Here is a 24,958-nt window from a genome sequence, read left to right on the forward strand (position 1 = left end):
TGTTTATCTAGGGTTTTTTTATGTCTGGAGTAAAGGAACTGACTGGTAACCCTAGCCTCGGCCATGTGGCGATTCTAAGTCTAGCTCTGGCCCTTTGGGTACCACTTGAGTCGGATTGATATCAGTGTGGCTGTAGTAGTAGTGACGCTTGATATGATAGAAATCGGTCGTCTCTTTGATGCTTTCGATCTGATACAGCTCTTTTAGATAACCCTGAATATTTGCGTAGTCCGCTATTCGCTGCTTGTTACACTTGAAGTGACCCACATACACTGCATCGAATCGAACCAAGGTCGTAAACAACCGCCAATCCGCTTCTGTAATCTCGCTACCCGCTAAATAGCGATGTTCGCTAAGGTGAGCGTCTACTTTGTCTAAGGCTTCAAACAAGGCGTCATACGCTTCTTCGTACGCTTCTTGTGTTGTCGCAAAGCCAGTGCGATAAACGCCGTTGTTGATGTTCGGGTAGATATAATCATTCCACTCATCAATCTTCTTGGACAACTCCCATGGATAGTAATCATCGGTGTTACCTGTTAACTCATTAAATTCTGAATTGAACATGCGGATGATTTCAGACGACTCGTTGCTCACGATGGTGTTGGTTTTCTTATCCCATAAAACAGGAACCGTTACTCGACCTGAATAGTCCGGTTTGGCTTGAGTGTAGATTTGGTGCATGCGAGTGTGACCAAACAGAGGCTCAGGCAAGCCCATTTGCCACCCTTCACTCATCATGTCGGGGCAAACTACTGTCACATCGATGTGATCGGTCAGGTCTTTCAGTTCACGGAAGATAAGGGTTCGGTGCGCCCAAGGGCAAGCCAATGATACGTATAAGTGATAACGGCCGCTTTCCGGCTCAAACTGCGCGCCCGGTTTGTTCTCTACCCAGTGACGAAAACCTGCATCTTCACGAACAAACTTACCGCCGCTTTCTTTGGTGTCGTACCACACATCGTGCCAAACACCTTCAACTAACTTACCCATATCCAAATCTCTGTCATCCAAGCTTTTCTCTAGTATAAAAAAAGCCAACTTTTTCAAAACTAGAAGAAGTTGGCCTAGTTGTTCGAATTATTTGAAGGAGGCTTGTTCAGACACAAAAAAAGCGCAACTCATAAACAAGTTGCGCTTAAGCCTGTCACAGGCTGAACCGGTTTAAATAGGCTCTAGACTTGTACGTGCAAGCAAGATACTGCGTGTACGTCATCGCCTTGAATGGTTGGCTTAGTTTGCGCACACGCCTCTGTTGCTTGTGGGCAACGCGTACGGAACACACAACCTGATGGTGGATTGATTGGTGAAGGTAAATCGCCTTCCAACATCTGAATCGTTTTGTTGCGCTCTAGACGAGGGTCTGGAATCGGAACTGCAGACATCAACGCTTTGGTGTACGGGTGCTTAGGGTCAGAGAATAAGGCATCTGATTCACCAAGCTCTACCGCGTTACCTAGGTACATCACCAAGACACGGTCAGAGATGTGTTTAACAACCGACAAATCGTGCGCGATGAATACCAAAGACAAACCAAGTTCTTTCTGCAGCTCTTTCAGAAGGTTAACTACTTGAGCTTGGATAGATACATCCAATGCTGAAACTGGCTCATCACAGATGATCATCTTAGGTTTCAAGATAAGCGCACGTGCAATACCAATACGCTGACACTGACCACCAGAGAATTCATGTGGGTAACGGTTGATTACGTTTGGTAGTAGACCAACCTTTGCCATCATCTCTTTAACTCTGTCCTTCACTTCTTGTTTAGAAAGTTCAGGGAAGAAAGTCTCTAGAGGCTCAGCAATGATATCACCTACTGACATGCGTGGGTTGAGCGATGCTAGCGGGTCTTGGAAGATCATCTGAATCTCTTTACGAGTCTCACGACGCTTCACTTCCTGCATCTTAGTTAGGTCTTGACCTAACCACATCACTTGCCCTTCAGTTGCTTCAACCAAGCCGATAATCGCACGGGCAAAAGTTGATTTACCACAACCAGACTCACCTACTACGCCGAGCGTTTCGCCTTCGTAAAGGTGAACATCAACGCCATCAACCGCTTTAAGGTTTGATGGTTTTGCCCAAGGCCAAGCAGACTTAGCTGCAATGCTAAAATGAACTTTCAGGTCTTTAATATCTAATAGTAATTCTTTACTCATTTTGTCCAAGTCTCCCAATCTGAAAAACAAGCACGCTGACGGTCTTTAGCAAATGGCTGCAAAATCGGTGCTTCTTGCTTACAACGGTCCATTACACGGTGACAACGGTCTTGGTAAGGACAACCTGTTGGTAGGCGAAGTAAGTTAGGTGGGTTACCTGGAATCGTCGGTAGAATTTCACCTTCGGTATCCAAACGAGGAATAGCTTTAAGCAAGCCTTCCGCATATGGGTGGCTTGGCTCGTAGAAGATTTCATCAACCGTGCCGTATTCCATTGTACGACCCGCGTACATCACAAGTACTTTGTCACATGAGCCAGCAACAACACCCAAGTCATGGGTGATCATGATGATTGCCGTATTGAACTCATCTTTAAGTTCGTTCAGCAATTCCATGATTTGCGCTTGAATGGTTACATCCAGTGCCGTTGTTGGTTCATCAGCGATAAGCAATTTAGGACGACACAGCAGTGCCATTGCGATCATCACACGCTGACGCATACCGCCCGAAAATTCGTGTGGGTACATGGTGATACGCTTGCGTGCTTCAGGGATTTTCACCGCTTCAAGCATGCGTACTGATTCTTCAAACGCTTCTGCTTTACCCATGCCTTTATGCAGCATAAGTACTTCCATCAATTGATCACTTACTTTCATGTAAGGGTTCAGTGAGGTCATTGGATCTTGGAAGATCATCGCGATCTGTTCGGCACGAACCTTGTTCAGCGCTTTTTCAGGCAGGTTGAGGATTTCATTGCCTTCAAACTTTGCACTGCCTGAGATGATGCCGTTCTTAGCCAGCAGTCCCATCAGTGCAAATACCGTTTGTGATTTACCTGAACCCGACTCACCAACAATACCCAGCGTTTCGCCTTGGTTAAGTGAGAAGTTCAAGTCGTTTACTGCGGTTACGATACCATCTTGTGTGGTAAATTCGACGCGCAGATCTTTGACATCTAATAAGCTCATTATTGCTTCCTTAATCTTTTATAGCTTTTAATTGCTATTTCGTTATCTGTCTTTTGGATCAAGCGCGTCGCGCAGACCATCACCTACGTAGTTAAAGCAGAACAGCGTAACTACCATGAATGCCGCAGGGAATGTTAATTGCCAGATTGCAACTTCCATTGTTTGCGAACCTTCTTGAAGCAATGCGCCCCAGCTTGTCATAGGCTCTTGAACACCAAGACCAAGGAAAGATAAGAATGATTCTGTAAGGATCATGCTTGGAATAAGCAGCGTAGAATAAACCGCTACGATACCCAGTACGTTCGGTACGATGTGACGTGTAATGATCTTCCATTTGCTTACACCACATACGTGTGCAGCTTCAATGAACTCTTTACTACGTAGGCTCAACGTTTGACCACGTACAATACGCGCCATATCTAGCCAAGCAATCGCACCAATAGCAACGAAGATCAGGATGATGTTACGACCAAAGAACGTTACCAGTACGATTACTAGGAACATGAATGGTACTGCGTACAAGATCTCTAGGATACGCATCATCACTCGGTCAGTACGACCGCCGATGAAGCCTGAAGCTGCACCGTAAAGCGTACCAATCAATACCGCTACGAAGGCACCCATCACACCAACCATCAATGAGATGCGGCCACCGACAAGAGTACGAACGTACAAATCACGGCCTAAGCTATCTGTACCGAACCAGTGATCCGCATTCGGACCAACGTGCATTGCGTACCAATCAGTATCGTCATAAGTGTACTGAGCCAGCATCGGTAAGAAGATAACTGCCAGTACCATAAGCGTAAGAATGAACAGGCTCACCATCGCAGCTTTGTTTCGCATGAAACGAATGCGCGCGTCCTGCCACAAACTACGACCTTCAATCTCTAAGCTCTCAGAGAACTTTTCGATCGCTTCTAAATTTTCTTTTTTCTTCAACATAACCATGCGTCCCTGTTAGTAGCGAATTTTCGGGTCAATCAGCGCTAGCAAAATATCAACAATTGCGTTGAACAAGATGAATAGGAAACCAATCAAGATGGTTACACCCATTACTAGCGAGTAGTCACGGTTAAACGCGGCGTTAACAAACAGCTTACCGATACCTGGTAGGCCGAAGATGGTTTCAACAACAACAGAACCTGTGATGATACCTACGAACGCAGGTCCCATGTAAGAAACAACAGGCAGCATTGCTGGCTTAAGTGCATGTTTTAGAATGATATAACGGTAGCTTAGACCTTTTGCACGAGCAGTTCGGATAAAGTTACTGTTTAGCGTTTCAATCATGCTACCGCGAGTAATACGAGCAAAGGTTGCTACGTAAAGAAGAGACATCGCGATAACAGGCAGCACGATGTACATAAATGTACCGCCATGCCAACCACCTGCTGGGAATATGTTCCAGTGCAGGGAGAAAAGGTAAATAAGCGCCGGTGCCAACACGAAGGATGGCATCACCACCCCGAGCATGGCGGTCGACATTATGGTGTAATCGACCCAGGTATTGTGCTTCAAGGCGGCAATCGTGCCGACGGTGACCCCCATCAATAGTGTGAAGATAAAGGCAACGAAACCTACCTTCGCAGATACTGGAAGTGCAACCGCGATCAGCTCATTTACTGTGTAATCTTGGTATTTAAAAGAGGGACCGAAGTCACCTTGTAAGATATTTGTCAAATACGTGGTGTATTGTTCAAATACTGGTTTATCTAAGCCGTATTTAGCTTCGATGTTAGCCATAACTTCTGGTGGTAATGGACGCTCGCTTGAAAACGGGTTACCCGGTGCGAAACGCATGAGAAAGAAAGATATAGTGATCAACACCAACATAGTTGGAATCGCTTCAAATATCCTTTTCATAATGAATTTAAGCATAAACTCACTCTTTCAGTCTGTGACAATTAAAATTAGAAAGACGCTACATGCGCGCCCTGCGCATGTAGTGTCTGTATCGTTATAGTTATATTAACTTTTTAGAATCGAAGCTTATTATTGAGCTTTGATGTATAGGTCTTTCGAGAAGATCTTGTCTTCCGCGTTGTTGATTGGGAAACCACCAACATGCGGGTTAAGTAGACGTGATTTCACGTATTGGTAGATAGGAGCGATTGGCATGTCGTTTGCCATTAGCGCCTCAGCTTCTAGGTAAAGTGCTTTGCGCTCTTCTTCTGAAGTTGAGTTAAGTGCTTTATCGATGATCTTATCGTAAGCCGCGCTGTCGTAGTGAACACCACCGGTAGTGTTGTTACTCTTCATTAGCGTTAGGAACGAAGACGCTTCGTTGTAGTCACCACACCAACCAGCACGTGCTACTTCGAAGTCACCAGAATCTTTAGAAGATAGGTACGTTTTCCACTCTTGGTTCTCTAGTGTTACAGAAAGACCCAGTGTTTTCTTCCACATAGAACCTAGCGCTACAGCAATCTTCTTGTGGTTCTCTGAAGTGTTGTAAAGTAGGTTGAATTTAAGTGGGTTATCTTTGCCGTAACCTGCTTCTTCAAGAAGACGTTCTGCTTCTGCGTTACGCTCTTTTTGAGACATCTTACCGTAAGCTGGTAGCTCAGGATCGAAGCCAGCTGTGATTTCAGGCGTTAGGAAGTACGCAGGTTTTTGACCTTGCGCTAGGATAGCACCTGTTACGATATCACGGTCGATTGCGTAAGAGATTGCTTGGCGAACACGAACATCATCAAATGGTGCTTTCTTCGTGTTGAAGATGTAGTAGTAAGTACATAGGTTACCCGCTACAGATACATCTTCCGCGTACTCTTTTTGAAGACGCTTGAAGTGCTCAGTTGGAAGTTCGTTTGTAAAATCGATTTCGCCAGATAGGAAGCGGTTCATTTCCGCTACTTGGTTTTCGATTGGTAGGAAGGTTACTTTATTTAGAACCGTCTTATCGTTGTTCCAGTATTGATCGTTACGCTTCAGAACTAAACGCTCGTTAACAACCCATTTATCAACAGAGAATGCACCGTTACCAACGAAGTGGTCAGGCTTAGTCCATTGATCACCGAATTCTTCAACAGTCGCCTTGTGTACTGGCTTCATTGTTGTGTGGCCCATCATCATTACGAAGTATGGTACCGCTGCTTCTAATTCAACAACAAGCGTGTTTGCATCTACAGCTTTAACGCCTAGCTCACTCTTGTCTTTCTTACCCGCTACGATGTCCTTCGCATTCGCCATCTTGGTATATTCCATGTACCAAGCGTATGGAGAAGCCGTTGCAGGATCAACTGCACGCTGCCAGCTGTAAACGAAATCTTCAGCTGTTACAGGATCGCCGTTAGACCATTTTGCGTCTTTACGTAGGTGGAAAGTGAATGTTTTGTTGTCTGTCGTTTCCCAGCTTTCAGCAACTCCAGGGATAGTAATACCGTCGCCGTCTTGGTTCACTAGACCTTCTAGAAGATCACGAATTACGTGAGATTCTGGTACACCTTGAGATTTGTGTGGGTCGATAGTCGCAACTTCAGTACCGTTACCGCGAACAAGTTCCTGAACTTTTGCTAGTTCTGTACCTGCTGGAACTTCAGCAGCGATAGAAAGAGTAGAAGTGGCAGCCACTGCCAAACCAGCACCTAGAAGAAGGGCCTGAGTGATTTTATTCTTGTACATTTAATAAACTCCAAGTTTTTCGTATTGCATCCATGACTTCTTTGCTAGGTTCACTGAACGGCAGTGATTTAGATTTATTTAGCTCAAAATTTAAGCATAAAAATCTAAAACCTTACAAAGATTGAGGCACACACTATCAACCATTGAAGTAATTTGCCATAAACAAGTGGCAAAAAATCGGATAATTCTCCGAATTACTTAAGGTAACAGTGTAAATCTCTAATAAAAACCTAATGAATAGTGAGTTACACATAGGGATTAATTAAAAAACAGCCTTTAGTGATGATGTATCTGTATTGATACTTTTTTTTAGCATCTTATGCTAGAACACGGTCAGCAAATTAACATTAATGCCACATTAAATCTAATTGCACATCACATATCCCCTAAATAGACTCTACTATTTGTGAGGATTATCACTTTATACAAAACAGCATAAAGCACTGCACCAAAACAGATTTAGCAATGCACCAAGACAGACAAAATCACGCTCCGAATTTATATGCACCCTGAATGACTAACCATTTATTAATACAGCGCTTATTTATAAATGACTTTGTAGCACGCACAAAAAAGCCGACCTTGATGAACTGACCCCCAATAGTTGGACACCAATTATTGGGGGTCTTTTTATGTCCAAATATAGCCGAGAGCTAAAATGTATCATTGCTAAGCAATACTTAGATGGCACGTCATCTCTCTACTTAGCAAAACAATATTCAATTTCTTCAAGGCAGATACGGTATTGGGCTCAAGTCTTTGCCATCCATGGTACTGATTCATTTTTACCAACTAAGCATGCCGCGACTGCTCAAACAAAACGAAAAGCATTGAATTTAATGTGGACGAATGAATGGTCTCTCACGCACACTAGCGCAGTATTAAACCTCTCATCCCTGGGATACTCTCTGTCTGGCTCAAACGATTTAATGAGCTCGGTATCAAGGGGCTCAAAATGCGCCAGAAAGGAAGACCCTCAATGAAACAGCAACCTCAACGAACCACTAAGCCTGATAATGAAATGACACTTGAGGAGCTAAAAGAGGAGTTAGTCTACTTACGAACCGAGAATGCTGTTTTAAAAAGTTGGAAGAGTTGGAGCAGGAAAAACCGTCGAACAAAGAAAAAGCGGTCATAGCTCTAACTCTTAAAGGCAAGTACCCGTTGAAGCACTTACTGCAGACTCTACAGCTGGCAAAAAGTGTCTTTTATTATCAGGCTCAAACGAGCAAGCGCCCAAATAGCTACGAACGTGAGCTGCGGTTGATAAAGTCAATTTATCATGAACATAAGGGCCGATACGGTTATCGTCGTATTCATTTAGAACTAAAAAATCAGGGGGTCGCGCTTAATCACAAAACGGTTCAAAGGCTTATGGCTCAGCTCAACCTTAAATCGACGGTCAGGATTAAAAAGTACCGTTCATACCGAGGAGAGTCTGGAACAGCTGCTCCCAACGTGCTTGAAAGAGATTTTAGTGCGACTCAACCCGATGAAAAGTGGGTAACTGATGTCACGGAGTTCAAAGTCAAAGAGCAGAAAGTATACTTGTCTCCAGTTGTCGACTTGTTTACTCAGGAAGTGGTAGCTTATAGAGTGGCCAAAAATGCCTGCTTGCCGCTTGTCACGGATATGCTGACGGAGGCTATATCAACGCTTAAACCCAACTCAAAGCCAATTATACACAGCGATCAAGGTTGGCAATATCGCCATCGACAGTATCAGAAAAAGGTAGCGGAGAGTGGGTTAACGCAAAGCATGTCGAGAAAAGGTAACTGCTTGGATAATGCTGTTGCTGAAAACTTTTTTGCTTTACTCAAAACCGAGATGTATCACAACCAAAGCTTTGAAGATGCAGATGCTCTGATAGAGCAAATTAAAGAATACATCGAGTACTACAATACCAAACGTATAAAAGTGAAACTAAAAGGCCTGACTCCGATAGAATATCGAACTCAGGCCTTGAAAGCCGCTTAACAGAAATGTCCAACTTTATGGGGTCACTTCATGATAGTCGGCTTTTTACTGTCTCAATCAACAGAGCGAAGTTTTGAAGCAACATCCTATTACGAGAATTATTTCTCCCAACGCTCCGCAGCTTTTGTATCTGAATCGCGAGAATCAACCCAGCGAGTTGTTTCAGTGGTACGTTCTTTTTTCCAAAACGGCGCTTTGGTTTTCAGAAAGTCCATCACAAACTCACAGGCTTCAAAGGCCGCACCGCGGTGTGCACTGGAAACACCAACGTAAACAATCTGGTCGCCGATATCTAGGTCACCCACGCGGTGAATCACTCGCATCTTCTGAATAGGCCAGCGCGCTTCAGCTTGATCACAGATCTCGCTCAGTGATTTCTCTGTCATACCCGGATAATGCTCCAGAGACAAACCAATCACGTTGTCGCCAAGGTTCATGTCGCGAACTTTACCCACGAACGTCACAATCGCTCCGGCAGCTGTACCTTGAGCCAAGTAGTCGTATTCGTCGCCTACAGAGAAGTCCTCTGCTGTCACTAATACTCTTGGATCCATGCTTAGCCTCCGGTCACTGGTGGGAAGAATGCCACTTCGTCACCGTCTTTCACTTCAGTCGTCAAAGGCACAATAGATTGGTTAAGCGCCGCCAGAAGCTTGCCCTCTTCCAATGCGATATCCCATTTGCCTTCTTGCGTGACAAGGTGGCTGCGAATCGCTTCGATAGTGCTGAATTGCGCGTCGACTTCTAGGCTATCAACACCGACAAGTTCACGAGTTTGAGCAAAGAAAAGTACAGTAATCATGATTCCACCTTAAAGTGTCCTGATTTACCACCCGTCTTCTCTAACAGACGTACGTTCTCGATAACAATGTCTTTCTGAACAGCTTTACACATATCGTAAATCGTCAGTGCAGCAACAGAAGCAGCCGTTAGCGCTTCCATTTCTACGCCTGTCTTACCCGCAAGCTTACATACCGACTCGATACGTACCTTGTTTTCAGACTCGATCGCTTCAAGTTGCACTTCTACTTTCGTCAGTAGTAGAGGATGACACAGTGGAATCAGATCCCACGTCTTCTTCGCCGCTTGGATACCCGCAATGCGTGCCGTTGCGAAAACATCACCTTTATGGTGGCTACCAGAAACAATCAACTCTAGCGTTTCTGCCGACATTTGAACGAAAGCTTCTGCTCTCGCTTCACGTACTGTCTCAGCTTTAGCCGATACATCGACCATGTTTGCTTCGCCAGACGCGTTAATGTGTGTAAATTGGCTCATACTCAAACCACCTTATACAGAAAGATGTGGCATGAAGTTACAAGGGCGGTGGCTAGCATCCATCTGTTGCTTGATGATCTTAGTCCAACCTGTACGGCAAGCGCCTGTAGAGCCTGGCATCGCAAAGATTACTGTGTGGTTAGCAAAACCCGCAATCGCACGAGATTGAATCGTCGATGTACCAATCTCTTCGTAAGACACTTGGCGGAAAAGTTCACCAAAGCCTTCTACTTCTTTGTCGAACAGTGGCTTAAGTGCTTCAGGCGTGCTGTCACGAGATGTAAAACCCGTACCGCCCGTGATCATGATCGCTTGAACGCTGTCATCAGCAATCCACTGAGATACGATCGCACGGATCTTGTACATGTCATCGATAACGATTTGCTTATCAACCACGTTGTGGCCTGCTTCTTTAGCATGCTCAGCTAGGTAACCACCTGACGTGTCATTTTCTTCTGTACGAGTATCTGAAACGGTTAGTACTGCGATGTTTGCTGCTTGAAATTTGCTTTCTGCGTGACCCATTTGTTCACCTATATAAATTTTTCATTAGACTGATTCGCCCAGCCTAAAGAAGCTGAGCGATAAAATGCTTTAGAGTATATAGCGGGTTAACCGCCGATTGACGCCAAGTTTGGAGTCATGCCGCTGTTGCCATCGTGTAAGAAGTGGCTAACGGACTTGGTTTGAAGCTGAGCCTGAATTCGATCAATGAGCTCTTGCTCTTGTTGATCTTCTTGAATCAGATCTCTCAGTTCAACACCATGGTCGCCAAACAGACATAGGTGAAGTTTACCGGTCGCAGAAACGCGCAGACGGTTACAACTCTCACAAAAGTCTTTCTCGTAAGGCATGATCAAACCGATTTCACCCTTGTAGTCTGGGTGGACAAACACTTGCGCCGGACCATCGTTAACGGCTTTGACTTTTAGCAGCCAACCATTAGCAATCAGCTGGTTGCGAATCGCAACGCCAGACACATGATGTTTATCGAACAACTCGTCCATCTCGCCGGTTTTCATCAGCTCGATAAAACGTAATTGAATGGGTTTGTCTTTGATCCAATTAAGGAAGGCTGGTAATTCCTGACTGTTAAGGTCTTTCATTAATACGACGTTGACTTTGACTTGTTCAAAGCCAACCTCAAACGCTTTATCAATGCCTCGCATAACCTCAGTAAACTTATTCTCACCAGTGATCTGATGGAACATACGCGAATCTAAACTATCCACGCTCACGTTTATATGGGTTAAACCAGCATCACGCCATTGCCCTACTTGTTTCTCCATGCGGTAGCCATTCGTTGTCGTGGCTACTTTTTCGATGCCTGGAGTAGAAGCAACAGTATGTATGATTTCAGGAAAGTCTTTACGCAGGCTCGGCTCTCCGCCTGTAATGCGGATCTTTGAGGTACCACAATCTGCAAACGCTTTAACAATACGTTTGATCTCGGGAACACTTAAAAAAGACGAGTTTTTTTGCCCTGACGGTTTATAACCATCTGGCAAGCAGTAAGTACATTTAAAGTTACAGACGTCTGTAACCGACAAGCGCAAGTAATAAAACTTGCGATGGAATCTATCTTCGAATTGTTGCGCCACGGAACACCTTTCCAAACACGGGAGGCATAATCATTTCCAATTAAGCCCTTGTGACAACATGTCACTGGCTCTTGATGCGTATCGGTACAGCAAATACCACTGTGCGACTTAGCATGCGAGAGCTCGGAGTTATGGCAACTGCACGTTATATTCACACGCGCAGTAGCTGAGTTATAAAATACTTAATATTTGTACGTGAATCTAGCTCTGATGGTAAAAAACGGGTCACATCGGCAAAAAAAACGTATCAAACGCTCAAAATAACTCTTGTTGAGTATATAGCGAGAAGCATTTAACCTAAATTATAGTTGGTAATAACCTAACAAGAACAATAAATGAATATTTACTCTTCAAAGAAAGTCGTAGCAATCGGCGGTGGCCATGGCTTAGGTCGCATGTTAGCTGCATTAAAAGACTTTGGTAACAACGCAACTGGCATTGTTGCAACGACAGATAACGGCGGTTCCACCGGACGAATCCGAGACTGCCAAGGTGGTATCGCTTGGGGAGATACTCGTAACTGTATCAACCAATTGATCACTGAACCTTCAATCAGCTCGATGATGTTTGAATACCGCTTTCGCGGCCAAGGTGAACTCGATGGTCATAACCTAGGTAACCTGATGCTCACTGCATTAGACAACCTCTCGGTTCGCCCATTGGAAGCAATTAACCTAATTCGAAATATGCTCAAGGTCGATGTCAATATCGTCCCAATGACAGAGCATCCTTCAGACCTCACCGCTCTATCAATGGACGGCCGCTGGGTAACCGGCGAAACCAACGTTGATGACATGACGGAAAAGCTGCGCATGATGGACTTGTCTCCAGAAGTGCCAGCAACCAAAGAAGCCGTTGCTGCCGTTGAGCAAGCAGACTGCATTGTCCTTGGCCCTGGAAGCTTTTTAACCAGTGTGATGCCTCCTCTTCTCCTTCCAGAGATTGGGAAAGCAATCGCTGAAAATACCAAGGCAAAAGTTATCTTCGTTGAAAACCTTTCACCAGAGCACGGCCCTGCAGGGAAAATGACGCTTCAAGAGCAATTGGAGTGGTGTGAACGTACCTGTAAGGCAAGAAAAATAGACATTGTACTGGGCAATGAACCACACCCTGAATTAGAAGGGCAATGGAATTGTGTGACCACAGATCTTGCATCGGCAAACCGAGATTGGCGACACGACCGTGTGAAGCTTCAACAAGCCATTGAAACCCAGTTAACTTAAGCCGTCAGTTAAAGCGACAGACAACAAAAAAGGAGCATCGCGCTCCTTTTTTAATCTCAGTAATAACTCGCCGTTTTAGAGGTCCGTCATCAACTGCTGATATTCAGTGTATGTTGACAACAGGAGCTCTTGCATATCTTGAAAATCAACTTCTGTCACCGGCAACGCTTGCTTCACTTTTGCATCTAAGCTAATCGCAAAACTACACAAAGAATCCGCGCCAAAGCTTGCTGCGCTGCTCTTAAGTGCATGACTGATATCAGCCAAATACTTAGAGGTATCCGACTCTTTATTTATCTCTAGGTGTTCGTAGTAGCCTTTCAACTCACCTAAAAAGATTTCCAGTAAAACCGGGACATTCTCTTGGCCTATTTCGCCGGCAAGCTCATCAACTTTTTGCTGATTTAATACTTTCGTCATTATTATTTTCTTATTGTTTGATGATTACTGCTTCGCATTCCACGTTTGCAACTTACGGTATATCGTCGATGGACTGACATCTAAGAAACCTGCCGCACGGGGGATGTTGCCATCACACGCTTTAATGGCTTGTTCGATAGCCGTTTTCTCAGTGATCCACAATGGGAAAATATCTTTTACCGTGATGTCTTCATTCTGCTTCTCTTTCAATCGCAGACTGTTTTCAATCGGTTGGTTCAACGGTGGTGGAAGCATGTTGAGAGTAATCTCTTTACCGTTATTTAATACCACCACGTTTCGTAACACGTTTTGTAGCTGACGAACGTTACCCGGCCACTCATATTGATTAAAGCGATCAAGTACTTCCTGAGCAAAACGTACAAACGCCTTCCCCTCCTCGACCGACATATAGCCTAGCAGAGAATACGCGATCTCGATGACATCTTCACCACGCTCACGCAATGGCGGCAAGTGCAATGGAATCACGTATAAACGATAGTATAAATCTTCTCTAAAGCGACCTTCTTGTACTTCTTTCCAAGGGTCACGGTTGGTCGCACACACAAAACGAACGTCGACACTCTTCATCTTCGAAGAGCCGACTTTTTGGAAAGTACCGGTTTGGATAAAGCGCAGCAGCTTAGTTTGCAGCTCTAAGTCCATTTCGCACAGTTCATCAAGAAACAGTGTTCCACCATCAGCAAGCTCAGCAGCACCTTGGCGATCGGTCGCCGCACCGGTAAAGGCACCTTTAACGTGACCAAACAATTCACTTTCAATCAGATCTTTAGGGATAGCGGCACAGTTAATCGCGATGAAAGGCTTATCGCCACGCTTACTCGCCGCATGAATGGCTTCTGCACATACCTCTTTACCGGTACCACTTTCACCAGTAATGAAAATGCTCGCCTTACTCGATGCAGCAGAATCAATCGTTCGGTAAACCTGCTGCATGGTTTGGCTACTGCCGATAAAGCCTTGGTAATTTTGGTTTCCCGGGTGTTCCGAGCTATTTTTAAGCTTGGTGGCTTTGCGGATCGCGTTGTTCACCGTAATACGGAGTCGGTCGGCTTCACACGGTTTGATAAGGAAATCTTGAGAACCATGACGCATCGCTTCTACGGCGGTATCGATAGAGCCATGAGCCGTCATGAAGATAACCGGAACTTCAGGGTACTTCTGTTTTACAGCAAATAGCACGTCCATACCCGTCATATCAGGTAGACGTAGATCTAATAAAATAAGGTCTGGGATTCGATGATTCAAACTCTCGATTGCATCGCGGCCAGTGCCGACAATGTTGATATCAATTTCGAGCGGTGTAAGATACGAGCGATATAAAGCTGCTACCGAAGCGGTATCCTCGACCATCAACAAATACTTCGATTTGTTATCTAGCGTTTTTGATTGCATATCCTAGCCATTTATAATTTGCATTTCTTATTATAGTCGCATTCCGCTTTGCATTATGCAAATTAGCCACAATATTTGTAGTGTGTTTTTTTACTTACTTCAAACAATCAATGTTTTATCTATCTGGCACGAACGATGCAACGGTATGAATGACCTTCGGGTCACCTAGCCAACTGACGTTGTTAGTGGACCGAGTGTTCACAAACGTAAGCCAGTAGAACATTTACTACTGGCTGTTTTTTTGTCTGAAACACTCTCAATTCTTGTATTGAGGGGCTCAACTTCTTGATTGAAAAGTGAGATTAGCTGTTGGTAATAAACTGCTTTCTTAACTGCTCAATTTCATCACGCTTCTGCGCGGCCAATTCAAATTCCAGATTCTGAGCATGCTGATACATCGCAGCTTCTAGCTTGCTGATCTCTTTATCAAGCTGTTGCGGCGTAAGTACTGCATAACTTTCTGAAGGCTCTGCCACCTTAGATAGTGGAACTTGCTTCGATTGGCGCTGCTGCTTCGACTTGGTTAGATCACCCAGTTCCATAATGTCTTTGATATTGCGTTTCAACGCTTGCGGCGTGATACCTTGCTCTTCGTTGTAGGCTTGCTGTTTCTCGCGACGACGATCGGTTTCATCAATCGCTTTTCTCATCGACTTAGTAATCGAATCACCATAAAGGATCGCTCTACCTTCCAAGTTACGCGCAGCACGACCAATGGTTTGGATCAGAGAACGCTCAGAACGCAAGAAGCCCTCTTTGTCAGCATCAAGAATCGCCACCAGCGACACTTCAGGCATATCCAAACCTTCACGAAGTAAGTTAATGCCCACTAACACGTCAAACTCGCCCAAACGTAGGTCTCGGATGATCTCTACACGCTCAACGGTATCGATATCTGAGTGCAAGTAACGAACCTTAACACCATGCTCACTAAGGTATTCGGTTAAGTCTTCTGCCATTCGTTTAGTCAACGTAGTGACCAATACGCGCTCTTCTTTCACTGAACGGATTCTGATTTCAGATAACAAGTCATCCACCTGAGTCGCGACAGGTCTTACTTCGATGATTGGGTCAAGTAAGCCAGTAGGACGCACCACTTGATCAGCAATCTCGCCATCTGATTTTTCAACCTCGTAATTACCTGGCGTTGCCGACACAAAAATCGTTTGTGGGGCGATAGACTCAAATTCTTCAAACTTCATTGGACGGTTATCCAATGCAGAAGGCAGTCTAAAACCAAACTCGACCAAGGTTTCTTTACGAGAACGGTCACCTTTATACATCGCACCAATTTGCGGCACAGTCACGTGTGACTCATCGATGATCAGCAAACCATCATCAGGCAGGTAGTCAAATAACGTTGGCGGCGCTTCCCCTTCCGCACGGCCGCTCAAGTATCGTGAATAGTTTTCGATACCAGAACAGAAGCCGAGCTCAGTCATCATCTCAATATCAAACTGAGTTCTTTGAGAGATACGCTGCTCTTCCAAAAGCTTATTGTTGTCTTTTAAATATTGCGCCCGATCGCGCAGTTCATCTTTGATGTTCTCAATCGCCTCAAGGATTTTTTCTCTTGGGGTTACGTAGTGAGTTTTTGGATAAACCGTAAAGCGCGGCAAGTCTCTTTGTTTCACCGCACCAGTCAGAGGATCAAAAATACTAATGCAATCGACTTCGTCATCGAACATCTCAATTCGAACCGCATCTTGGTCAGATTCAGCCGGGAAGATATCGATCACTTCACCACGAACTCGGAACTGACCACGTTCAAAGGCGACATCGTTTCTTGAATATTGCAGCTCAGCCAAACGGCGCAAAATATCACGCTGATCCATCACCTCACCACGACTCAAATGAAGCATCATCTTCAAATAAGACTTAGGATCACCAAGACCGTAGATAGCCGACACAGAAGCCACAATGATGGCGTCTTTTCGTTCTAGCAAGGCCTTGGTTGCCGAAAGCCTCATTTGTTCGATATGGGCGTTCACAGACGCGTCTTTCTCGATGAATGTGTCTGTTGTCGGAACGTAAGCTTCTGGTTGGTAGTAATCGTAGTAAGAAACAAAATACTCAACGGCATTGTTTGGAAAGAAAGATTTCATCTCACCGTAAAGTTGAGCCGCCAGTGTCTTGTTAGGCGCTAACAGGATCGCAGGTCTTTGAGATTGGGAAATGACGTTGGCAAGGGTAAAGGTTTTACCAGAGCCCGTTACCCCTAATAGAGTTTGATGTGCCAAACCAGAATCTAGTCCATCTAGTAATTTGGTTATCGCCGTCGGCTGGTCACCGGACGGGCTGTAGTCCGATACCAAGTCAAAGAGTTTGCTCATAGGTCGCCATTTCCATACTGTTTTTTTAATCAGGTCATTGTCACTCTAGGTGGAGTGTCGTTGCAACTATTATCTAGAGAAATGCATCTTAAGATCAGATATCAGTTATAGCTTTTATTTTTAGAACTTGGTATTATCCGTGCCCCTGCAAAGTTTCCCCAGCTAAATTACTCGAATTTTAATCCACTACTTTTCCCCAAAAAACCTAAAAATACCGCTTGTTTTACTGTTCGTTTTATAATCTACAAAAGTTATACAATTGCGATTTTTTGCTATAAATCTTTTAAATACATTACGTTAGATAAGATTTTTACATTTTTCGATTTATCCCAATTATTGTTGTTAAAGTTTCACACACACACTTATCCACAATTTTGGTGGATAACTAAAGCAAAGCTAAATCCTATAAGGCGTTCAAGAAAGTAAAGTTTTTTATCTTACTTTTTTCTGATATTTTTTATTGACAGAAATCCGGACAATTATTAGAATTCGCGTCGCTAACAAGCAATTCCCCTTTAGTTCAGTTGGTAGAACGGCGGACTGTTAATCCGTATGTCGCAAGTTCAAGTCTTGCAAGGGGAGCCAAATTCAGAAAAAAGCTCAATCGAAAGATTGGGCTTTTTTCGTATATAACTGCGACTAACTTGTTCCAAGTTAATGTCACAAACCTAGCCGCCCGCGTTCAAGTCTCGACAAGGGGGCCAAATTTAAAGAAGCCGCATCACTCGATGCGGCTTTTTGCGTTTTAGTCGAAACAAAAGCTCTACAGGCACAGCTTTGATTAGCTAACATCCATAAAAAACGCCTCACAAGGAGGCGTTTGGGCTTAGTGACTAAACTGAGCGTTATTCTAGATGAGACGTCGTTTTAGCGGTTATGCTTCTGCTGTAACAACATTTGTCTGAGTCTCTTTACCGGCTTGGTCTTGATCAAATCCTTCATGCAGGTGGTAGTAGCGCTTATAAACAAGAGCACTTACCGTCATTAGAATCGCTGGTAAACCTACCATCATAAACTGCAGCCCCATGATAGTGCTGTCAGACTGTTCCACGTTTGGTACATAACCCACCACAGACAAACCCATACCAACAATAAAACCACCAGCCGCGCCTGCAAACTTAACAAGCATCGTTTGAACAGAGAAGATAACACTCTCACTGCGACGACCTGTTTTGTGTTCACCGTAATCAACAACATCGGCAAGCATTACAGTTTGCAGTGCGTTAGCGATACCCACACCAAACTTGATTGCAGCACCTGCGATACCGATTAGAATCGCGTTACCTGGAGCGATAAAGCCCATGATAAGTAGAGTGATACAAGACAGCACTGGAAAGCCACAAGCGATAACCCATAGGTGCTTGCGTGGTAACACTGATGCAATACGAGGGAACAAGAATACGCCTGCAACTTCAGCGATACCTGCCACCATCATATAAACGGGGAACAAGTCAGCGTTGCCTAAAGCGTAAGAGAAGTAGTAAATCGCAAAACCACCCACCAGCAAGTTTGCTATTTGGAACGACAATACGGTACCAATAAGTGCTTTTAGTTGGTCATTCTTACCAATGATAACCATTACATCTTTAAAGCTGAAACGCTCAGCTGGTTTCGCATTTGCTGGTGCAGATTTTTCTTTTACGTTGCGAGCAATCAAGAATGCACTCATCACGAACAGAACAGCAATCAACATAGCAACGTTGAAGAAACCTTGTCCTTGGTCGCCATCACCCAGTTTACCGACAATGTGTAGCCCGTAAGTACCCGTAATAAACCACGCCAAGCTAGCAAACAATCGTGGCCAAACAACCAGCTTTTCACGTTCTTGACGAGAGCTCGATAGTGCAGGAATCAAAGACCAGTATGGAATATCCATAATAGTGTAGGTAAGGCCCCACAGAATATAAGCAGCCGCTGCATAAATGTATAACGTAGTGCCTTCAAACATATGCGTACTAAAAAGGCCAACAAGCACTACAGCATTTAACAGAGTTCCAATCACTATCCAAGGACGGAATTTACCAAACTTAGAGCGCGTGTTATCAACGATAACGCCCATCATTGGGTCGGTCACCGCGTCGACAATGCGCGCGGCCAAAAAGATAGTACCCACAAATGCCGCTGACAGCCCAGCAACATCAGTGAAGTAAAACATTAAAAAGATGTAGATTGGAGCACAGGCAAAGTCTTTACCTAAAGCCCCAAGTCCATACGATAATTTGGTTTGTAGAGTAATTTGATCAGACATAGTATTTCCTTCAGGCGCGTAACTTCATCTCCTAACAGACGTTGAAACGCTTACCTTTTATTTATAATAATTTATCCACTCAAGTTCTGTTTTAGAGCCACTCTATGGTCGCTTCTTAAAACACTCAAGTATCAAGTCCGACGCTAATGTAACCATTCCAACGCACAGATACTGTGATCAACAACCACTCAATGGAAACGTTTTCAGTCAAATATCTAAAGTGAGAGATCGAACAAGAAAACCCTCGAATTGATAGAGAATATCGCTAATTAAAGTGCTCAAAACAGTTCGTAGTGTGAAGTAACGCATGAAAACGATTACATAAGTGCAGTATCACGCTGGGAATACCTACAGTTCTCCAATCTATAAGGGCAAATCAAATTGATTAGATAGTTCATGACGGCTTATTGAAGGCAATAAAAAACCGCGTAATTTCACCTACGCGGTTCGTCAAATATAAGGTCTATGCTAAAACTTACTCGATACGTTCAAATTTAATCAGCATCGCTGTTTCTGCGTCAAGTATTGGCATCGTCAGCCCCACCTCGGCACACCAAGCACCTGATAATTCACAGCCAGACTCTGTCCATGGCGGTTGATAATTCACAATATCATCGTAATTTGACGGTTTATCAATCACGGAGACCTTGTATAGGCTTTGTGGATCTAGCCCAGGTATGCGCAAATGACCACTCAACGAATTGGTTGGCATCGCCAGCTGTGCAATCATCACCACCGCTTCTGACACATCTTCGGAAACGACCGCATGGATCTGATGGGCACTATCATCCGTTGGAACTCGCCAAGTTCTCCCGCTATGCAGTAACGGACGCAGCATCTTATGTAGCTTAATGTAGTGTTCAAAGCCCTGTTTCTCTTCTTGAATTTCTTTCACAGGGTCTAATTCAATTCCCATATGACCAAACAGTGCTGTTAGGCCACGAAACTCAATACTATGACGACGACGAGTGCTGTGGCAGTGGCTCGCGCCAATATGACTTCCCATTACCTCAGGAGGGAAGAAGTAACTCATCCCGCGCTGAATCGTTTGTCTTTCTAAGGCATCGTTATTATCTGAAGCCCAAAAACGTTGCGTACGCTTAAGAACCTCAAAATCGATACGACCACCACCAGCCGCACAAGATTCAATATCAACCATTGGGTGCTTCTCTCGGACTTTATCGACCAACTCATAATAACGAGCGGTTTGTTGATGAGCCGCAGCCCTGCCTAGATGTGCAGGTTGTACAACCTCTCGGTTCATATCCCACTTAATGTAAGCAATGTTGTACTGACTTAAGAAGTGATCAAGGCGCTCAAACAGAAAGTCGAATGCTTGTTGATTCTGAAGATCGATAACATATTGATTGCGACCCGTTGGTTGGTCATAGCCGTCAACCGCAAGTAACCAGTCTGGATGGGCTCGGTATAAGTCAGAATCCTTATTGATCATCTCAGGTTCGAACCACAATCCAAACTCCATACCCAACTGATTAACGTGTTCAACTATCGGCTCTAAACCATTTGGGTACTTTTCTTCATCTAAGAACCAATCCCCTAGCGCAGCCTTGTCTCCGCAGCGCCCTTTGAACCAGCCATCGTCAATGATAAAGCGCTCTACTCCCATATCAGCGGCTTGGCTAGCCATCGACATAATATAATCAGGATCATGGTCAAAATAGATGCCTTCCCATGTATTAAGATGGATAGGTCGAGGCTTTTGTGCGAAAGACTCCGGCAAGATGGAACCACGCACATGGGAATGGAACTGGTGGCTCATTCCATTTAGGCCTTCCGAACTGAAACTGGCATACAACCAAGGTGTCGTTAAGCTTTCACCTTCATCCAATGCAATCTCGCCCGGTAGATAAATAACTTCCGCTTGCACGTAGCGACGACCGTCTGCTTTTACATCAGCGCGCAATCTGTGGTTACCACTCCAAGCGAAGTGAACGCCCCACACATCACCTGCCATTTCATTGAAGTTGGCGGTACCGACAACCATCGCTGGATAATGTTCATGAGACGTTCGTCCGCGACGATTTTCTTGTTGATAGCCCCCTTGTTGTAAGGGCTGACGCACCGTTTGGAACTCATGTACCCAGCGGCCGTAGTACGTCATCAACTCATTAGCTCTTGTTGGTAATGGCAAAGTATTAGCGAGACGGTTCACCTGATAAAGGCCGGCTTTAACGTTGGTTAAGGTGTGACGAGATTTCACAACGTCATGTTTATCAAGGCATAACTCAGTTGTTAAATGTAAGCCTGCACGCACATCTTCACTCTCAATTATTAAGCTAGATGGTGTTTGTTGAATACCCGTAATAGAGAAAACAGGCGCCCAGTCCAACCCATCTCGGTGCCCTTCTAATGCCGGACTGCTGAAAACACCGCGTCCGAGCTCTGGGCTCAGCGACATAGCGACATCATTATCAAGGCGACCGTAAGGAACTGGCCTTTGAAGAGAAACACGAAAGTTCGTTAGATCGCCACGAACTGGAACTCCCCAATGCAGAATTTCGGCGAAATCACCAAGTTCAACGATCAGTTGCGAGTCTTTACCCGTAATTTCTATTAGGGATTTATTCGTCATTTTATTTAACCTTAACGCGTTTAATTACCCCGTATCATAATTATTGAGCTGAGAGTTTCTGTGATCAAACCCAAAATCATGAAAACGTTTCCATTAAATATTTTGAGATTAATAGATTCAAACAATACCTCCTAATTCAAAGATTTATGCCAACCACCATCTCAACGCATATACTCCTAATCCCAAAGAATAGGGATATTCCACATTAAATAAAGCGCTATAACGTTAAAATTAATAGGAGTTTAACAACAATTAAGCCCTTAAAATTCATTACGTTGTGGTGGATCTGTAATTTGAAAATTGGGTCACACACATTTCCTCTTGAACTCACCACACCACACTCGTATTCTTAACCTTTAGAGTACAACTATGAAGTGTCTCCCTGGGTCCTAACTTTTACATTCCAGCTTGACGGTATAGAACTCAATGCCTGTAGCCTAGCTTCAGCATTGAATTTGATACTTGCTTCCTTGTCTCACATGCCCAGTTATCATTGACTGGGCTGCTTTTCCCCTCAAAAAATCCCCAAGACACTGATAGCTCTAGCCTTACATCATTGTTACCTATGTTCGAACACAACGAGCAACTTCAACTTTAGCGCACGTTCCCCCCTCAATACCCCTAAAATAGAAAACGATTCCATTAAAAACCCACAGAAATCTCTATAAAACCGCCAATACAAGCTCAAGAACCAGATCAAAATCACACAAAATAATCACAAACCCATCAATAGCGTAAAAATGCCAACCTCATCATGAAAACGTTTCCATTGTTCATTTACACTCTCGCTCGAGTTAGGACTCAAACATAAAAATATCCATAAATAAAAAATAATGGAGACATTTCATGAAACAAAAAATGCTAGTTAAAGCATTAGGATTCACTCTGGCCCTCACCCCATTAATCAGCTTCGCTGCAGTGGAAAACGTAACGTATTTTGGTTATGCGAAATGGGGCAACATCTACACCGACAATGACCAACATAACGATGGCAAAGGAGAACGGAACGACGTTATTCGAGCTGGTCAAGGTTACGGTAACTACCGTTTAGGTAATGAACTGAACTGGTGGGAAGCGGGTGTGAAAGCCGATGTATGGCGTGACAATGACGCTTATTTTGATACCACGATTTATCTAGGTAGTGGTGATAGCTGGGGAGACGTAAGTACGATTCAGCTTTGGTCAGCAGGCCATGGCCTTATCGAAGGACAACCTAACGCGAAAGTATGGGCCGGAGAACGTTTTTATCGTCGCCATGAAGTCCACATGATTGATGTTAAGTACTGGGATACATCCAGTACGGGTTTAGGTATTGAAGATTGGGATCTAGGGTTTGCGGATGCACATTTGGCCTGGATGGCGCCAAATTCTTCAAGTGACGATGGGCGTAGTCTTCACAATATTGATGCTCGCTTAAGCGGGATTGAATTGAGTGACACAGCGGATCTTACTCTTGGTTTGAACTACGTGACCACGCAAAACTCGAGCTACGACGATAAAGACATTACTACTTCTGGCGCAATGCTCTCTGCTCTTTACCGTCAAGCTTGGAACTACGGTTCAAACACCTTGGCCTTCCAATATGGTACCGATGCGTTGGCAGGCGGATTAATGAGTGCTGAAGGTGGCTCAAACAGAAAATACAGCACGGGCGTTGAACACGATGGCTCTAGCTGGCGACTGTTTAACCACGGTGACTTGAATATCAGTGAAGATGTTCAAGTGATGTACTCCATCGCTTATCAAGACAAAAACCTAGATAACAACGATGGTGAGAAGTGGTTCAGTGTGGGTGCGCGCCCTCAATATGCTTGGACAGATTACATGTCGACAGCATTAGAGGTGGGTTACGAAACGGTAGAAGCTCAAAACGGAGCCGGCACCAACGATATGTATAAAGTGACCGTGGCTCAAATGTTCCAAGCTGGCAAAGGGGTATGGGCTCGCCCATCAATCCGTATCTTTGCAACTTACTCTGAATCAAATAACGAGTGGGATCGTGGTAACGAAGTGTATGGCACGGCGACGAGCATAAACGCAGAGACCGTCGATGAGATTACCTTTGGTTTCAACGTAGAAACTTGGTGGTAAACCACAACCTCCGAGCGTCTATTCAATTAACGAATTGACGCTCTACACTGGAATAGCAATTTAACGGGGAAAGCCGATGTTTTCCCCTTTACTAAGGTAGCAATCAGATGAAATTAAAATCATTGGTGATCATTGTCGCGGCACTCACCGCTAGCGCATGCAGCGGAATACCTGAAAAGGAACTTAAGACTGATTTCAATGACAGTGCATGCTGTTCTCAGCTAAGTGCGCTGCCAATGACGCAATTGTCTGTTCCATTCCACCAACAAGTGATTATGGACGGTCATTTACCGACCCTTTCCTCTTCATTGTTAAATGACAATACACAAGCGGATAGCCAACGCTTTCCGACCATCGCGTACCAAATCAGTGACACGACACAATCGCTGTCCTTACTCATTCGTTCATACATTAAAAATGATGCGCTATTCGCACCGTCTATCTACGTCTTTGACAAACAATGGCGACTGCTTGGTCAATACAGTACTAACGACTTCACTTACTACCCGACAGCGATGCAAGGGTTAGAAAGAATTGAAGCATCAATTGCACTCGAACCTCAACGAGACAACGCGCAATTTATTGTGGTCAGCGCCGATAGCACTAAGTTAGATAGCGCCATCAATCGAATTCATCCTGAAGATCTGTATTCAGAATCTCAGCAGATTATTGGCAATAAACAACTGCCGTTGACTGCGACGTTGAGCAACGTAGGTGTCATTGATGTTACGGCGAGCAAATCAACAAACAGTGCGGTTTTGACTCTATTGGCTGAGCTTGGCGTTTCATCCAACAATGAGCCCGAAACCTTAGGTTCAACGCAAGTTTCTCAACCATCAACTCAGACAGTTGAAACCAATCAAAAGGCGCAATGGCTGAATATCCAAAAGGACATTGACCAAGCCCTAAACAACAACGACATCAAACAAGCCGCATTTATTGCTAATCAAGCGGCCGAACAGGGCATGCCCGAAGCAAAAGATTATTTATTAAAACAGCTCGCTGAATAGCTCAATAGCTCAATAGC

General features: G+C 44.4%; 21 protein-coding genes, 1 tRNA gene and 1 riboswitch. Of the genes, 6 read left to right on the top strand and 16 right to left on the bottom strand.

The annotated features are described in order from the left end of the window. Positions 1-51: 51 nt before the first annotated feature. From OCV19_RS10900 to OCV19_RS10925, 6 genes are all read right to left on the bottom strand, one after another. Positions 52-990, bottom strand: coding sequence for a glutathione S-transferase family protein (locus tag OCV19_RS10900; RefSeq protein WP_065676820.1), 939 nt, complete (start codon positions 988-990; stop codon positions 52-54). Between the two features lie 182 nt (positions 991-1,172). Then, on the bottom strand, positions 1,173-2,159 hold the full coding sequence (gene oppF, locus OCV19_RS10905; protein WP_009848634.1) for a murein tripeptide/oligopeptide ABC transporter ATP binding protein OppF: 987 nt from the start codon (positions 2,157-2,159) through the stop codon (positions 1,173-1,175). Then, positions 2,156-3,127 (bottom strand): ABC transporter ATP-binding protein, encoded by a 972-nt coding sequence (gene oppD, locus OCV19_RS10910; RefSeq protein ID WP_012603544.1) that lies wholly within the window; start codon positions 3,125-3,127, stop codon positions 2,156-2,158. Before oppD ends, oppF begins: the two co-directional genes overlap by 4 nt. Before the next feature lie 42 nt (positions 3,128-3,169). Next, complete coding sequence (oppC, locus tag OCV19_RS10915; RefSeq protein ID WP_065676819.1) at positions 3,170-4,072, bottom strand: oligopeptide ABC transporter permease OppC; 903 nt, start codon at positions 4,070-4,072, stop codon at positions 3,170-3,172. 15 nt (positions 4,073-4,087) lie between these two features. Then, the gene (gene oppB / locus OCV19_RS10920; protein ID WP_017062174.1) at positions 4,088-5,008 is read right to left on the bottom strand and encodes an oligopeptide ABC transporter permease OppB; all 921 of its coding nucleotides are present in this window, start codon (positions 5,006-5,008) and stop codon (positions 4,088-4,090) included. Between the two features lie 114 nt (positions 5,009-5,122). After that, on the bottom strand, positions 5,123-6,754 hold the full coding sequence (locus OCV19_RS10925; RefSeq protein WP_065676818.1) for an ABC transporter substrate-binding protein: 1,632 nt from the start codon (positions 6,752-6,754) through the stop codon (positions 5,123-5,125). A 632-nt stretch (positions 6,755-7,386) separates the two neighbouring features. Between OCV19_RS10925 and OCV19_RS10930 the strand changes: the two genes are divergently transcribed. Both OCV19_RS10930 and OCV19_RS10935 read left to right on the top strand, forming a co-directional pair. Next, on the top strand, positions 7,387-7,737 hold the full coding sequence (locus tag OCV19_RS10930) for a transposase (protein ID WP_261875670.1): 351 nt from the start codon (positions 7,387-7,389) through the stop codon (positions 7,735-7,737). Positions 7,738-7,849: 112 nt separating this feature from the next. Then, positions 7,850-8,731 (top strand): IS3 family transposase, encoded by an 882-nt coding sequence (locus OCV19_RS10935; protein ID WP_261875669.1) that lies wholly within the window; start codon positions 7,850-7,852, stop codon positions 8,729-8,731. Between the two features lie 98 nt (positions 8,732-8,829). Here OCV19_RS10935 and moaE read toward each other — a convergent pair whose 3' ends face one another. The 5 genes from moaE to moaA form a co-directional block, all read right to left on the bottom strand. Beyond that, positions 8,830-9,285, bottom strand: coding sequence for a molybdopterin synthase catalytic subunit MoaE (moaE, locus tag OCV19_RS10940; protein ID WP_017062176.1), 456 nt, complete (start codon positions 9,283-9,285; stop codon positions 8,830-8,832). A gap of 2 nt (positions 9,286-9,287) precedes the next feature. Continuing rightward, positions 9,288-9,533 (bottom strand): molybdopterin synthase sulfur carrier subunit, encoded by a 246-nt coding sequence (gene moaD / locus OCV19_RS10945; protein WP_019823606.1) that lies wholly within the window; start codon positions 9,531-9,533, stop codon positions 9,288-9,290. Continuing rightward, positions 9,530-10,009 (bottom strand): cyclic pyranopterin monophosphate synthase MoaC, encoded by a 480-nt coding sequence (gene moaC / locus OCV19_RS10950; RefSeq protein WP_004734026.1) that lies wholly within the window; start codon positions 10,007-10,009, stop codon positions 9,530-9,532. The genes moaD and moaC overlap by 4 nt, the downstream gene beginning before the upstream one ends. Positions 10,010-10,021: 12 nt before the next feature. Then, positions 10,022-10,534 (bottom strand): molybdenum cofactor biosynthesis protein B, encoded by a 513-nt coding sequence (moaB, locus tag OCV19_RS10955; protein WP_010437177.1) that lies wholly within the window; start codon positions 10,532-10,534, stop codon positions 10,022-10,024. A gap of 86 nt (positions 10,535-10,620) precedes the next feature. Next, positions 10,621-11,610 carry a GTP 3',8-cyclase MoaA gene (gene moaA / locus OCV19_RS10960; protein ID WP_026012219.1) on the bottom strand — a complete coding sequence of 330 codons (990 nt, stop codon included), beginning with the start codon at positions 11,608-11,610 and terminating at the stop codon, positions 10,621-10,623. Beyond that, a riboswitch (molybdenum cofactor riboswitch) is annotated at positions 11,599-11,751 on the bottom strand. It overlaps the preceding gene by 12 nt. A 194-nt stretch (positions 11,752-11,945) precedes the next feature. Between moaA and OCV19_RS10965 the strand changes: the two genes are divergently transcribed. Beyond that, positions 11,946-12,833 (top strand): YvcK family protein, encoded by an 888-nt coding sequence (locus OCV19_RS10965; RefSeq protein ID WP_065676441.1) that lies wholly within the window; start codon positions 11,946-11,948, stop codon positions 12,831-12,833. 75 nt (positions 12,834-12,908) lie between these two features. Here the strand turns inward: OCV19_RS10965 and luxU are convergent, their stop codons facing one another. The 3 genes from luxU to uvrB all read right to left on the bottom strand — a co-directional run bounded on the left by luxU (position 12,909) and on the right by uvrB (position 16,999). Then, positions 12,909-13,253, bottom strand: coding sequence for a quorum-sensing phosphorelay protein LuxU (gene luxU, locus OCV19_RS10970; protein WP_048611583.1), 345 nt, complete (start codon positions 13,251-13,253; stop codon positions 12,909-12,911). 24 nt (positions 13,254-13,277) lie between these two features. Next, positions 13,278-14,666 carry a quorum-sensing sigma-54 dependent transcriptional regulator LuxO gene (gene luxO / locus OCV19_RS10975; protein WP_004734031.1) on the bottom strand — a complete coding sequence of 463 codons (1,389 nt, stop codon included), beginning with the start codon at positions 14,664-14,666 and terminating at the stop codon, positions 13,278-13,280. A gap of 302 nt (positions 14,667-14,968) precedes the next feature. Continuing rightward, a complete protein-coding gene (gene uvrB / locus OCV19_RS10980) occupies positions 14,969-16,999 on the bottom strand; it encodes an excinuclease ABC subunit UvrB (RefSeq protein WP_065676440.1) in 2,031 nt (676 codons plus the stop codon). A gap of 509 nt (positions 17,000-17,508) precedes the next feature. Here uvrB and OCV19_RS10985 point away from each other — a divergent pair. Further along, positions 17,509-17,584, top strand: a tRNA-Asn gene (locus OCV19_RS10985). A gap of 289 nt (positions 17,585-17,873) precedes the next feature. Here OCV19_RS10985 and melB read toward each other — a convergent pair. After that, entirely contained in the window at positions 17,874-19,247 is a 1,374-nt protein-coding gene (gene melB, locus OCV19_RS10990; RefSeq protein ID WP_052878989.1) for a melibiose:sodium transporter MelB, read from the bottom strand. 475 nt (positions 19,248-19,722) lie between these two features. Beyond that, complete coding sequence (locus OCV19_RS10995) at positions 19,723-21,840, bottom strand: alpha-galactosidase (RefSeq protein ID WP_065676439.1); 2,118 nt, start codon at positions 21,838-21,840, stop codon at positions 19,723-19,725. An 846-nt stretch (positions 21,841-22,686) separates the two neighbouring features. Here OCV19_RS10995 and OCV19_RS11000 point away from each other — a divergent pair. After that, positions 22,687-23,931, top strand: a complete 1,245-nt coding sequence (locus OCV19_RS11000; RefSeq protein ID WP_065676438.1) for a carbohydrate porin — start codon at positions 22,687-22,689, stop codon at positions 23,929-23,931. Between the two features lie 107 nt (positions 23,932-24,038). Further along, on the top strand, positions 24,039-24,941 hold the full coding sequence (locus OCV19_RS11005; protein ID WP_065676437.1) for a MalM family protein: 903 nt from the start codon (positions 24,039-24,041) through the stop codon (positions 24,939-24,941). The last annotated feature ends 17 nt before the right edge of the window (positions 24,942-24,958 follow it).

This window comes from Vibrio celticus (assembly GCF_024347335.1).
Taxonomy (GTDB): domain Bacteria; phylum Pseudomonadota; class Gammaproteobacteria; order Enterobacterales; family Vibrionaceae; genus Vibrio; species Vibrio celticus.